Annotated in this window: 10 protein-coding genes; 2 read left to right on the forward strand and 8 right to left on the reverse strand. The window is 69.1% G+C overall.

Features of this window, described 5'->3' with window-relative positions; all coding sequences use genetic code 11:
• The first annotated feature begins 35 nt into the window (after positions 1–35).
• Entirely contained in the window at positions 36–1391 is a 1356-nt protein-coding gene (locus D7I43_RS25000) for an ApeA N-terminal domain 1-containing protein (protein ID WP_120331009.1), read from the forward strand.
• Between the two features lie 354 nt (positions 1392–1745).
• Here the strand turns inward: D7I43_RS25000 and D7I43_RS33275 are convergent, their stop codons facing one another.
• The gene (locus D7I43_RS33275; protein ID WP_204985284.1) at positions 1746–2351 is read right to left on the reverse strand and encodes an SHOCT domain-containing protein; all 606 of its coding nucleotides are present in this window, start codon (positions 2349–2351) and stop codon (positions 1746–1748) included.
• Between the two features lie 210 nt (positions 2352–2561).
• Between D7I43_RS33275 and D7I43_RS33280 the strand changes: the two genes are divergently transcribed.
• Entirely contained in the window at positions 2562–2927 is a 366-nt protein-coding gene (locus D7I43_RS33280; RefSeq protein WP_204985285.1) for a hypothetical protein, read from the forward strand.
• Positions 2928–4145: 1218 nt separating this feature from the next.
• Here D7I43_RS33280 and D7I43_RS25015 read toward each other — a convergent pair.
• From D7I43_RS25015 to D7I43_RS25055, 7 genes are all read right to left on the reverse strand, one after another.
• The gene (locus tag D7I43_RS25015; RefSeq protein ID WP_158610150.1) at positions 4146–5198 is read right to left on the reverse strand and encodes a toprim domain-containing protein; all 1053 of its coding nucleotides are present in this window, start codon (positions 5196–5198) and stop codon (positions 4146–4148) included.
• Positions 5199–5315: 117 nt separating this feature from the next.
• Positions 5316–7088 (reverse strand): type IV secretory system conjugative DNA transfer family protein, encoded by a 1773-nt coding sequence (locus D7I43_RS25020; protein WP_120331070.1) that lies wholly within the window; start codon positions 7086–7088, stop codon positions 5316–5318.
• Positions 7089–7144: 56 nt separating this feature from the next.
• A complete protein-coding gene (locus tag D7I43_RS25025; RefSeq protein WP_120331011.1) occupies positions 7145–8587 on the reverse strand; it encodes a hypothetical protein in 1443 nt (480 codons plus the stop codon).
• Between the two features lie 21 nt (positions 8588–8608).
• Positions 8609–10096 (reverse strand): SCO6880 family protein, encoded by a 1488-nt coding sequence (locus D7I43_RS25030; protein ID WP_120331012.1) that lies wholly within the window; start codon positions 10094–10096, stop codon positions 8609–8611.
• Positions 10093–11562: a hypothetical protein gene (locus D7I43_RS32515; protein WP_147427291.1), complete on the reverse strand. Its 1470-nt coding sequence runs from the start codon at positions 11560–11562 to the stop codon at positions 10093–10095. The genes D7I43_RS25030 and D7I43_RS32515 overlap by 4 nt, the downstream gene beginning before the upstream one ends.
• Positions 11559–12320 carry a DUF8175 domain-containg protein gene (locus D7I43_RS25050; RefSeq protein ID WP_120331016.1) on the reverse strand — a complete coding sequence of 254 codons (762 nt, stop codon included), beginning with the start codon at positions 12318–12320 and terminating at the stop codon, positions 11559–11561. Before D7I43_RS25050 ends, D7I43_RS32515 begins: the two co-directional genes overlap by 4 nt.
• A gap of 3 nt (positions 12321–12323) precedes the next feature.
• Complete coding sequence (locus tag D7I43_RS25055; protein WP_120331017.1) at positions 12324–12620, reverse strand: hypothetical protein; 297 nt, start codon at positions 12618–12620, stop codon at positions 12324–12326.
• Positions 12621–13283: the final 663 nt, after the last annotated feature.

The raw sequence follows: 13283 nt of genomic DNA on the forward strand, positions 1-13283 counted from the left end.
TTGCCGCGGAATCCATTTGTTGAACGGAGTGCCGAGTGGACGTTGACGAGCAGACCGGTTGGTGGTGTTTGCCCGGACGGGAGGACCGAAGGGTCCCCGGGGTGTTGACCTTCGATGTCGAACGCGGGGGCAAGCTGACGTTGATCGGTGGGCTTGTAGAGGTTGAGGAGGTGGCCACCGCCGTCACGAGGAATGGCGAGACGAGCATGGCCATCGGCGAGGACGAGATCGAAGCGGCAGGTACCTATGACCGGGTTCTCGGCATCGTTGATCGCAAGCCGGTAACACTAGAGCATTGCATTGAGGTACACCGCTCGGGCGGCTTGTTCGCGGCTACCACGAAGCAGATCATCCGCGTTGGCCGGATTCTCCATGGCGCACAGTTCGGGAGCGGCGAGGCAGGCGGCGACGGTCTACAGGTTGGGCTGGATTGGTTGACTGAGTGGACACAGCGCAGCGGTGTCACGGGTAACGTGAAGATCAAGGAAGGCCAGGAGACGCTCTACACGATGGAGGGTCGCAGGCTGCCAACGGACTGGATCGAACTCGAGGGTGGTGGCCGCCTCGGGCTGCACCACTCCATTCGGGCTGAGATGGATGTGACCGCACCCGCGTTGGAGCAGACATTTCAGTTTGAGCTGGACTACCCCGACGTCCGTACTGCTGACGAACTGATCGACGTAGCCTCTGATCTTCAAGATCTCATTTCGATTGGAACGGGGCGGACGGCGGCGTTCAAGCGGCTCGTCCTTTTCCATCCCGATGTGTACCAAGAAACCCCAGCCGGTCGATGGCACAAGCCGATTGCGGTTCATGCCCAGTGGCCCGCTGAGAGTACCCAGCGGTCGGGACGGTGGAGTAACCATGAGGCGTACTTCGGCCTAGAGGATCTCGGTGGGATGCCGGGCGTGGCGAAGTGGCTCATCGTCGCCCGCAAGCACCGGGAAACCCTCGGGAAGGTTATGGCGACGCGGTACGCGGCGTCGATGTATGTCACTGATCGCTACTACAACCGCGTGGCATCCTTAGAGGACCTGAACCGAAAAGAGGCGGGCGACGGCAACCAGACGGTCTCACTGAACCGGCGTCTTACCCGGTGCGCCCAGTTGGCTGGTCAACCGTTCGCGAACCTCGTAGCGCACGTGGACGAGTGGGTTAAAATCGTCAAAAGTGACCGAGACGACATCGGACACCACTTCGGGCGGCGCCAGAGCCAGCACACGTTGGAGCAGTTCTACCTCTCTGAAAGCACGTATTGGCTGTATGTTCTGTGTCTACTGCGCCTCGCGGACGCGCCAGACGCCGTCTTCGCTCAGATTGCCGGCAACTATCAATTCGAGGGCTTGGCCCGCCGACTCGCAAAGTTCATTCCACCGCCCGGGACTCCGTAACACAACGTTGCGGCTGACGAGCTTGAGAGCGGTGCAGGCTTCCGAATGCCACATGCCCTCGTGTTGGAACCCCATTGAGGGTCATCGCCGCCCAGTTCACTGAGCTGTATCATCAGTCGGGACTCCAAGCGGGCGAGGGAATGCACCGCTACCCCGTCCACCACTGGCAATCCACGCCACGGTGCCACGTCGACGACTACGCAACCCGCGCCCGCCTTCCACACGCCGCATGAAACTTGACACAAGTGTGAAGAACCTAGCGACCAAAGATCGTTAGTACTGCTACGGCGGATCTCCATCTTGAGCGGTCCGTCCGCGTTCGGTGATCGGAGCGAAGACTGGCTTGCTCGAGTGTCAGAGGCGCCCGAGCAGCTCAGCCTTCTTCGCCGCGAACTCCTCATCCGTGAGGATGCCGGCGCCGTGGAGCGAGGCGAGCTTTTCAATCTGCCCAACGACATCCGGCTGAGCCGCGGCCACGGCCGGCGTCCCCGGCGTGCCTCGCTGGATCACCGAGGAGGCGAGGTCCAAGATCTTGTCGGTCACGCCGGGCTGCGCCTGAAGCTCCGAAGACTTGGCCTGCGCGGAGGCTTCGGTGACGACCTGCCGGCCCTGGAGCAATACGGAGAAGACCGTGAACAGCTTCTCCGGCAACTCGAGGACGGACTGATCGCCGTCGGCCCAGTTCACACGGACTATCCGCGGGGGCTTCATGGCAGCTCCGAGGCTGGCGCCGACAGCCTTGCCGATCCTCCCGGGCAGAGCAGCCGTCGCGGCAGCCCGGCCCATGGCGCCGACGACACCTTCCTGGCCCGGAAGTTCCTCCCACTCGAGCACGGTCTCGGCGTTGAGCTTGTACCGCTTGAAGGGGTTGTACGGGTGCGGGATGACGAGTCCGCCCTGGCCTGAGTCAACGCTGGCGCCCGTCAGGCGGCCACCTACCACGCGTCCCTGGTTCGTCACGTGCGAACCGTAGATCAACGCTTTGGCCCACGCAATCGTCGTGCGGATGAAATCGACCTCGCCTGTCGGCTCGAAACACCCGAAGCTGCCAACCGCCGTAGCAGTGCCAGTGAGGCACCGCCTCGGACCGCCCAGTCGGGTGGTTGAGCTGGTCTTTACAGTCACTGGCGTCGCATCACCGCATCCATAGCCGCAACTGTGGAGGCGGTCATGGCTGCGCATGTGGTGACGGTCAACGAGGTGCTCGACGGTCATGTGGCGTTGGATATCCAGTGCCTGGACCGCATCTACCTCAACGCGTACGTGCCGAAGTTGCAGACCAGCTCGCAGGTCGTGGCGTTCCTGTCCGGACACCTCGGGTTCCCGTTCCCCAGCCCGGCGCTGTTCAACCAGATCGGGCAGCGGTTCCGCCGGGCGGTGGCCTCCTACGCCGAGGCCAACGACATCCCGTGGGTCAGGTTCGGCAAGGGAGACGACAAGCTCGCGGTGATGCGTCCCTACCTTGCCCGCCAGGCTGCCACCGGCCGGTTCGGGGTGGCCGCGGTCGGGGTGGCGCAGGAGTTCCAACGGGTGTGAGCCGCCCTGGAGGGCACAACCTCCACCGGCACGCCGCAGTGGTCGTTCTACAAGGCCGACCGCAGGGTGACCTGCTACTACTTCTACCTGTGGGACGACGACTTCGGACCCGCGTTCGTCAAGGTGTGCGCCTACTTCCCCTACCCGGGCAAGATCTGGATCAACGGGCACGAGTGGGCCAAACGCCAAGCCAGCAAAGCCGGCATCGGGTTCACCGAACTGTCCAACGGGTTCGCCGCCTGCGACCAACCCCAAGCGTTGCAGGACATCTGCGACCGACTCGGCCCCGGCACCATCAACGTCTTCGTGCAACGCTGGCTGGCCCGGCTGCCACTGCCGTTCGGAGACGCCGACCGGGACGCCGGCTACTGGTGGGAGACCTCCATGCGCCAAGTCGAGGTCTCCCGCACCATCGTGTTCGACGCCCCCCGCCACGCCCGCGGCTTCTTCGAAGCCCTCATCGCCGACAACCTCGACCTCGGCCGACCCCACAACGTCGAAATCATCTTCGGCCGCCGGATACGCCGCGACACCCTCGGCACCTTCCGCACCGCCATCGACCGCCGCGACAACGGCGGCGTCCTGCTCAACGTCTTCTACCGGCACTCCCGCATCAAGCAGTACCTCAAAGACGGCCGCGCCATACGCATCGAAACCGTCATCAACACCCCCCGCGACCTGGACTGCCAAGCCCGCCTGCACAACCTCGACGACCTGCAGACCAAGGCCCGTGCCTGCAACCGGCGGATCCTGGATGCTGAACGTGTCGGTCAGAGCTGCGTCCTCGCGAGTCCAGCCTTCGAGCGGATCGCGCACCCCACCGTTGACCCGGCGGGTGGCAGGACCCCAGCCCTACGGTTCGGCGATCCTCGGGTCATGGCCCTGACCGGCGCCCTCTGCCACACGCTGCTCGCCGCAACCGGCAAGAACCTACGCGTCTTGATCGCCGGGCTGCTCGGCAGCGACTACCGCCCCAACCAGATGGCCTACGACCTACGCCGACTCCGACTCAACGGCCTCATCCGCCGGCTACCCCGCTCCAACCGCTACATGCTCACCGACGACGGCATCCGCATCGCCATCTTCTACACCAAGATCTACAACCGGCTCCTGGTCCCGCTCACCGCCGCCGACCAGCCCCAAGCCCCACCAGCCCAACGAGCCGCGCTGACCACCATCACCCGCCACGTCGACGACTACGCAACCCGGGCCTGCACGTCAAGCCGTACCTGGCTGTCCACTGGTGTCGGGCCGCAGGTGGTGTATCACCTGTTCCAGGTGCGCGAGTGCGGCGATCGCGACAGTGTCGACCCCGGCCCCGGTCTGGGCGACGATGCGTCGGGCCACCCGGATTGCCTCATCCGGGCTCGCCGCCTCAAGCAGCAGCGGCACTAGAAGGCGCACCGCTGCGCACCTGCCGTCGATGTTCTCCAGCAGCCGGGGATGCCGCTCGACGAGCCGAGCGAGGCGGTGGTCGACCACCCTGTCGAGCATGGGTTGTGCCTGCCGTCGCAGGGCAGCACGCAGCTGGGCCTTGCCGTTGGGGCGACACAGCAGGTCTGCCGGGTCGGCACCGACGCTGAAATCGGCCGCCAGCAGCGGGCCGAGCGGGCGTGGGTGCCGGAGCAGTTGCCACGCGCGGTCCAGCGCAGCGTGGCCCGCCGGGTCCGCATCGAATGCAGCGATCAAGCCCTGCGTGGCGCCGGGCAGTTGACGCAGGACCGTGGCCTGGGTGTCGGTCAGCGTGGTGCCGCACGGTGCGAGAGCGACCGCTCCGACGCGGCCTGACCAGGAGTAGGACAGCCAGACTGCGAGGACGTCGGCGGGCCCTTCGACAAGGACCGGGGTCCATCGTGCGGAGAGCCGGTCCTGTTGCTCCGCGACGCCGAACAGCAGCCGTCCCTTGTTGTAGATCGGCGTCTGGGGACTGTTGATGTACTTGGGGACGTCGTCGCGGGTGCCGGGGCTGGATCGGCCGAGGAACGCTACGGCGTGCCCGGCCGGGTCACGGACCGGGAACATGATCCGGTCCCGGAACATGTCGATGAGTCGGTCCGGGTCGTCGCGGGTCCGGATCGCCAATCCCGCGTCGACCAGTTCCTTCGCTGTGAACCCGCTGGCGCGCAGGTGGCGTGTCAGCGGGTTCCAGCCGGGCGGGGCGTATCCGATCCGCCAGGGCCACTCCCGTTGCACGAGGACACCGAGTCCGCGCCCGGCGAGGTAGGCCCGGGGGCCGTCGGCGCGTTCGAGCTGGACGCGGTAGTACACCACCGCGGCGTCGATGGCCGCCAGCAGCCGCCGGGGCTCGACGCCGGTGCCGCGTACCGGTGGCGTCGGGTGATTGAGTCGAGGTGCGCCCATGGCTTACCTCCGATATCCAAGCTAGCTTCAGCCGGCAGATCCGCGCCAGGAGCGCTGTGCCATGCGATCCCGGCGCGCGGCGCGGGTGCGCTGCGCCTGGCGGGTCATCTCGGCGGTGGAAGCAGCGACGGCCGTTGTGAGCTGCTCGGCGAGCGGCTCGTCGTACCAGGGCAGCAGGTTGAGCATGGCCACCTTCACGCCGGTGGCGAACAGCAGTGCTGAGCCCTTCGGCAGAGCCCGGATGTGTGCGGGGTCGAGGATGCGCTGCCGGCGTACCGAGGTCTGGTACGACGTATGCCCCCGTCCGTCGCGCGAATGGGAGGCGACGGTGACGTCGTGTTCGCCGACGAGTCGGGACAGATCCTCGGCGAACCGCGCGTCGTCGATGCCGGCGCCGACCAGCTTGACCGTGGCCGCCGACCACAGCGCGTCCATGCCCTGCTCGCCCCAGACCCGGGTGCCTTGGCGGTAGGACTGCAGGATGGTCAGCGGGATGATCGCCCGGCTGCCGAAGTGGCTGTACAGCTCTGGTAGGTCCGCGATTTTGCAGATGTTCGCGGCCTCGTCGAGGCATGCGATCAGCGGCGGGTCGAGCCGGCCGCCGTGCGCCTCGGCGACCGCAACGGCGGCGCGCAGCACCTGGTCGGTCAGGCCCGCGACCAGCGGGGCGGCCGCACCCGCGCCGTCTTTGGACATCAGGTAGAGGGTGTCGGTGCTCTCGACGAACGTCTCGACGTCAAGTGCCGGCAGCGGTAGGTCCGGTGGCGTGACCCAGGCCATGATGGTCGGGTTGGCGAGGCATGCTGCGGCGGTGCGGGCTGTCTCGTAGAGCCCTTCGCGGGTTTCGGGGGCGCCGGCTTGGCGGCCGGACATGGCCCGCGCGGAGGCGCCGAACCCATGGTTCTTGAGGATCGCCGCCGGTTCGCGGGACGTGGAATCTGACAGCCACGCCTGCACCGTGGCCAGCGTGCGACCCTCCAGGGCTGCGGCCAGGATGAGCGAGGTGAGCAGGTCCAAGGCTCCCTGGATCCAGAAGTCGTCGCTGCCCTGGGAGTTGCGGACCTGCTGGACGAAGTGGTTGGCCAGTCGGTGGGCGTCCTCGACGTCCTCCACGGCGGCGAGCGGGTTCCACCACCAGCCTTGCGGTACGTGGGCGATGGATTGCGGGTCGAACACCCACACGGTGCCGTGCTCGGCCCGGACGGCCGCCGTGGTGGCCCACAGGTCGGGCTTGTTGCTGGTAGCCAAGGCAGCCCCGGGCGCGTTGAGGATGGACTGCACGGCCAGGGCGGTCGTCTTGCCGGCGCGTGGAGCCATCACCGCGAGGATGACGTCCTCCCAGGAGGAGTAGAGCCGGGGACCCGAGCCGCGGCGCCGCCGGTGCTCGCCGAGCAGCACCCCGGCCGACGCGGCCGGGATGTCCTTGACCGGGAGGTTGGCCAGGGCGCGGCGCAGCCGGCGGGCCTTGGCCGCCACGGCGGGCAGCGCCATCGGTCGTACGTCGGCCGGCCCGGCCAGCGACGGCAGCGGATCCTCCGCATCGGGCTTGCGCCCCTGCCACCAGGCTGCGGCGAGCGTGACCAGGCCGACCAGGGTCAGCAGCAGTACGGCGTAGACGACCCCGACGGTGCTCGGGGAAACCCCGGGCCACAGCGCCGGCCAGTCAGCGCGCAGCAGCCGTTCCAGGTACAGCGAGCCGAAGCCCGGCCCGGCCCGATGCCGGACCACGGTGGCGACGATGCGTCCGGCCAGCCAGGATAGCCACAGCAGGGCAAAGACCGCCCACACCAGCCCGAGCATCAGGAAAGGCGTGAGGGGGCCGCCGGCGGTGCCGCGCGGCTCAACAGGCCGGGTGTTCACGACTGGGCCTGCCGGATCGCCGTGTCGGTGTCGTAGAGCTCCCACTCGTCGCCGACCAAGGTCAGCGACACCGGGAGCCCGTTGCGTTCACCGGTCTTGATCAGGTACTTGCCTCGGCCCGGATGTACGGAGCCGGTGAACCAGGCTTCGGGCGCGGCCCAGGACGCCACCAGTTCCCGCTCGGGCCCGGACAGTTTGATCACCTCGTTGACGCGGGTCAGCTCCCGAGGCGGCAGCCCGGCGAGGATCTTGATGGCGGACCGTTCGATGAATCCCTGCGCCTTGGCCCGGTCCTCGGGTGTGGGTAGTGCGTCGAGGTCGGCCAGGGAGTGGGTGACCATGACGCTGGCCATGCCTCGCTGTCGGTTGAGTCGGGTGAGCGCATCGGCGTGCTCGACCAGGCCGGACGCGCCCCGCAGGGCTCGCCACAGCTCGTCCGTCACGCCGAGGTACTGCCGGCGCGGTGCCAGACCCTGATCGGCCAGCACGGAGGCGGCGTCGACCATGCCGAAGCCGTACGCCCAGGTGCACAGCATCGCGGCGGCCACCAGCTGGTCACCGGCGGCGGCGACCTGGGAGATGTCAACGCTGACGGCCGGGGCGTCCAAGTCGAGGGGCTTGGTCGTTGGGCCGTCGAACACTCCGCGCAGACTGCCCTCGCACAGCAGCGCCAGGGTCGGCACCAGCTGGTCGACGCGGCGGCGGTACTCGCCGTCGGTGCGGGCCCGGGCCGCGGTTAGGAGCTCGTCGGTGCCGGCTTCGACCAGGCGCAGTACGTCGGGCACTGTCGGATCCTGGTCGAGCCGTTCGGCGAGCACGTCGATCGCCCGCCCGAGGATGATCTCCTCGGTGTTGTTCAGCGCCTGGCCGCGTACCAGGGCGCACAGGGCCAGTAGCAGGGACATGCGTCGGCCGCGGATTTCCAGGCGTAGCTGCCGGGCGTCGGTGCTGCCCATTCGGGCGAGCGCGCTGCCCAGCGGGCCGGAGTCCAGCGGGTTGAGTCGGTCCAGGCCTCGGCCGATCCGGATGACCTGCCCGCCAAGGTGCTCGACGAGTCGGGTGTAGTCGGGCTTGGTGTCGCCGAGGATGAGGGCGCTGGTGCCGAATCCGGTCATGCCGGTGATGAGCCGTTTGACGACCGTGGACTTGCCGACGCCGGGCTGGCCGAGGACGAACACGCCCGGGTTGGTGATCAGCCCTTCGCGTAGCCATTCGAGTGGGTCGAGGCAGACGACTTCGCCCCACAGCATGTGCCGTCCGATCGGCACCCCGATGGTGGGTGCCCCGGAGCCGGCGACGAACGGGTAGAGGCCGCAGAGCTGGACGGTGGTGCCCTGGTATTCCATGCCGGGGGCGATGTGGCTGGCTCGGCCGGTGCCGGGGGCGCGTACACCCCATGCCGGCGCCAGCCGGGCCGTGTCGACGGCCGTTGTCTTCATCGGTTCCTCCTGGTCACGGGCTCAGCGGGGCCAGTGGCGGACCAGCTGCGGCGGGCAGACGCCGCAGGGCAGGGTGGTCGCAAAGCCGGCGGCCTGGCTGGCGCGCAGCTGCCGCAGCCGGATCTTGGCCACGTCGGCGCGGGACTCGACGTCGGCGATCGCCCGGCCCAGGTCCTCGGCGGTGAGGACGGTGGTGGTGACGAACAGCGACATCAGGCCCACCCCTCCGCCGGTCGCTTCCTCTCGGGCGGCCTGCAGAGCTCGTTCCCGGTCGGCGTGGTCGCGGGCGGACTCGTCGCGTTTCTGCGCCCGGTTGTAGGCCGCGCGGAACGCCGCAGCGTTGACCTCGCTCTCGACGATCCGCGCGGCCTCTCCGGCGGGGAAGGGGCGGTAGAGCAGCGACACCCGCTTGGGGTACGGACCGGGGGCGAGCAGGCGGGCCAGGACGTCGGCGTGCACGTGCTGGCGCGGTGCCTCGTGCCACGCCCACGACACCGACGTGCCGGAGTCGTGTACGTACCGGTCGAGGTGCTCCTCGGCCATCACCGGCCCGGCGGTTTCCCAGTCCACCCACCGACTCAGGTCGAGTCCGGGGGTCGCGGCCAGCCGGGCCACGTCACCCCGGCTGGCCGGGTCGAAGGCCGTACGGACGATGGCCGAGACGTTGTCCGCGCTGGCCCGGCCGAGGACGGTCAGGCCGCAGCTGCCCAGCGAGTCCTGCAGGCCGGGCAGCGTGCGGCTGATTTCGTCCAGGGCCTCGTCGAGGTTCCCGGGCTTGCTGGGTGAGGCGCCGGGCTTGAAGGTCACCGAGACCCGGGTCTCCACGTCCGCGGCGGCCGCGGGGGACACCTCCACCAGCCGTTGCAGCACCCGCCGCGCCGAGGCGGGCCCGTGGGGCACGATTCGCCGGCTGACGTGGTCGGCCAGCCGCGAGCCGGGATCGGGTGCGGTGTCCACGGTGACCGTGACGTGGTCGACGATCGGCAGGTAGCCCAGGTTGGCCAGCCAGCCGCCCCAGTTGGCCACCCACGCCGCGCTGGCGTCCGGGTCGGCCAACCAGGTCGAGGTGGCCGCGCAGCGCAGCGTCACCGTCAGAGTGCTCAGCCGCTGGTTGTAGACCACCCCGTAGCCGCCGCTGTCGTCATCGACTGTCAGCAGGGTGGTGGGCGCGAGCACGCCCGGCAGCTGCCAAGCGTGCTCGCCGGTCACCATCACGCCGGAGCGGTAGGAGGTGTAACCACGGCTGGTGCCGATCAGCCACCGCACCCGCTGCGCGATGCCCGCCGACAGGGGAACTCCGTCCCAGCGCACGACCAGCAGGGCCACGAGCAGCACACACGGCCCGGCGGACACGGCCAGTGCTCGCAGGCCCATTGACCCGGAGATGATCAGTACGGTGATCGTGGCGAGGACGACGAAGGTCTGCGCCGGTCCGAGGCCGAACAGTCCCATGCCGCGCGCTCGCCGCCAGCCGCCGTAGGTGCGTACCTGTGCCTGTTCGCTGCTCACGACGGCGAGCTCCCCTCCTGCATCGCGGAGCTGGCGGTGTTCGCGCCCGCCTTTGCTGCCGTCACCCCGGCCTGGGCGACCAGCGCGGCACCGATGACCACGGGTGCCGCCGGGCCGGTCGCAGCCCCGGCGGCACCGGCGGCCGCCGTCCCGCCGCCGGCCGCAGCGCCGCCGGCGCCAGCCCCACCGGCTGCCGCCCCGGCGGACGCGGTGGCTCCGGTGCCGGCCGGCACGGTGGTGGTTGGCGTTACCGGTCCCGCCGGACCGCTCGCGGTGGCGCTGCCGTTGACGACCTTCGGGGCGTTGCCGGTAGCGCTTCCCGCGCCGCCCGTCGGGGGCGGCGTCGTCGGGGTCGGCATCGCTCCGGTTGGGCCGTTACCAGAGGAACCACTGCCGCTACCGGGTCCCTTGGAGTCCATGTAGCGGGCGTGGTCGCCGGCGCTGTGACCACCGATCGCCCCGCGCATCGACGACGCCGCGTGCAGCCCGGCGGCTGCGCCGGCCCCGGCCATGCCCAAGCCCCCGCCGCCCGAGGCGATGCTGCCGGTGAAGATCGTGAAGAACTTCATCAGCGCCGGCAGGGCGATGATCGACAGGGCCAGCATGCCGAGGCCCATCAGCCAGTCCCGGCCGTTACCGCGCATCATCACGAACGAGGTGGCGTACACCGACACCGCCGCCGGCTTGTACAGGGCCAAGGCCAAGGACCAGCCGAGGGTCTTCTGGAACATCTGGCTGGTGCCCCGGGTGACGGTTCCTACAGCGGCCAGCTGCAGCAGCCCGGCCAGGACGATCACCGAGCCTTCCCGGAAGACCATCAGGATGGTCTGGACCACGGCGGCGAGGATGACAACGATGCCAATCAGGATCATCACGAACGGAGCGACCGCAGCGCCCGGCAGCAGCAGCCCGCCGAGCGCCACGCTCATCGTTTCGTTCGGCGGCTTGTTCGAGTCCTTGAAGATCGCCTCGTTGAGAAGCCACATGGAGTAGCTGTCACCGACCTTGAGGACCAGGTGGGTACCCGCAACGCCGATGCTGCCCCACAGCGCGGTATTCCAGATGCCGCGCACCGCTTGCAGAAGCGGCTCGCCCTTGCGGGTGATCACGATGGTGATGCCCTGCCAGATCAGGCCGCAGACCAGCAGCAGGATCGTGATCGGCAGCATGAAGCCGCGCAGCTGCTGCGCCGGACCGTCAGCGCTGTTGCAGTGGGCGACCCAGTCCGAGGCCCACCGCCCGGGATCTGAGCCGGTGGTGGGGCACAGGTTGTTCGACGGGATGAGTGTCCAGCTGGTCAGCAGCCGAGCGACCCATTCGATGGCCTCTTTCACAGCGCCGGCCAGGCCGTCGAGAACCATGTTCACCAGCGAGTCGCGGACCGCCTCGGGGGCGTTGATCCCGTCGACGATGACGCCGGTGCAGGTGGCAGGGACGAACGGATTACAGAACGGCACGAGAATCACCCGCCTGCGGTGAAGGGAAGAAAGGTGGCGATGTCAGCGGCGGACGCTGCGGTGACGGCCCGGTCGAACGTGCCGCCGGTTGGTGCGAGCAACGCCCAGTCCGAGCCGGTCCAGCGCAGATGTACCTCGGTGCTGGCTATGACCGGGGCACCGGAGGCGCCGGGGGCTTCGATCAGCAGGCGCAGGGACGCCTCGGCTTCGGTGTAGCTGAGAATCCGGTAGCCCCGCAGGGTGGCATACAGGGTGCCGATGGGCTGCCCGTACGCCATTCCTGCCTGGAAGCGAAGCGCGTCGTACGCCTGCACGACCTGGACCCGCAGCGCGGGCGCGTCCCGCCCAACTACCTGGGTGCGCAACGCCGGCTCGAAGACCGCGGGCCCGACCTGCGGATTGACGCGCACGACGATGTGGACGGCGGCGAGGACCGCACCGGCACGGTCGTGCGCGAAACCGCTAGCCAGGCCGTTCTCGGTTAGACGGGGGCCTGACTGGTTCGAAACAGGCACCGAGACCCCGGCGACGTCGGACCAGTCGAGGTCGGAGGGTAGACCACCGCTGGCGCCGCCGGCAGCGCCAGCGGTGGTGTCCGTAGCAGCCGGTGCAGCCGGGCGACCTTGCGTGGTGACAGGTCGGCTCGGCCCCGTACCGAACACCACCGCCACGGTCAGGGCCCCCGCCACCGTCGCTGCGACCAGAAAAATGGCGAGGATGCGGCGACGCGTGTTGTGTCGGGCTCGGGTGATGACGTCGTAGGTCATGGCTCAGCCCGGCAGGACCGCACCGACGACGACCGCCGCGACCGCACCGCAGGTGAGGCCCGCCAGCACCCAGGGGATGCCGGCCGCGCCGTCGGCGGCGAATGCCGACCGGTTGCGACGTCCGACGGCCATCATGATCCCGCAAACGAGCAGGCCACCGACGCCCGCGACGATGAGGATCCACTTCATCCAGCCGATGAACAGGTTTCCGGCGGCCTCCAGGCCGGGTGGGGGAGTCGGCGGAGGGGTGGGCGCGGCCAGGACGTCGATCGCGGCCCCGGCGAGGTGGTGAGCAAGCACAGCAGTCTCCTGAAGGTCACGATGCCCCGGGTGGACATCTGCCAGGGACGTTGACGTCGCGGGGCTGACGGCAGCGTTGACGTTGGTGTAGCCGCCACCGCTACCGCTGCTACCAGTGGCGGCTGGCAGCGGTAACGGCCCTGGAAAGCCGCAACGGTCGTCGCCATGAACGCGCGATCTCGAGCAACAGCCGCACTGGCGCTGTCGCTGGCCGTTGCCGGCTGTGCTGCCGGTGGCCAGCCCGAACCGGCCACGCCAAGCACCTCCGCCGTGACGACCGCCACCACGGCTGCATGCGTACGGCCGCCAGTGCAGCCTGGGTTCGCCTACGCCGACCCGGGGGAGGTGTGCCGCCGGTTCGTGGCAGCCATGTACAGCGCCGACACCCGGAGCGACGCCGGGCCGGGCGACGCCTACGGGAGGGCCGTCAGCTTCGCCAGCGGAGCATTGGCCGGGCAGAGCGCGGCCGCAGAGCTCGACGGCCGATGGCTGGCCTGGTCGGCCCACCGTGCCTACCTTGACGCGCACGTGGAGCCCTTCGTCGACGCTCAGCTGCCGCCGGACACGGCGATCACTGCCCGGCGCGCGGTCCGCGTGACCGCCACTGCAGTCGGCGAGGACGGGTGGCGGGGCTGGACCGAGCACAGCGTCGCCGACTGCGTC

The sequence above is a fragment of the Micromonospora globbae genome, from assembly GCF_003610785.1.
Lineage (GTDB): Bacteria > Actinomycetota > Actinomycetes > Mycobacteriales > Micromonosporaceae > Micromonospora > Micromonospora globbae.

Bases quoted from the DNA above. Each gene is read 5' to 3' on its own strand.
- D7I43_RS33280 (WP_204985285.1), top strand. From the start codon at position 2,562: ATGGCTGCGCATGTGGTGACGGTCAACGAGGTGCTCGACGGTCATGTG.
- D7I43_RS25020 (WP_120331070.1), bottom strand. From the start codon at position 7,088: ATGCTCGGGCTGGTGTGGGCGGTCTTTGCCCTGCTGTGGCTATCCTGG.
- D7I43_RS25025 (WP_120331011.1), bottom strand. From the start codon at position 8,587: ATGAAGACAACGGCCGTCGACACGGCCCGGCTGGCGCCGGCATGGGGT.
- D7I43_RS25050 (WP_120331016.1), bottom strand. From the start codon at position 12,320: ATGACCTACGACGTCATCACCCGAGCCCGACACAACACGCGTCGCCGC.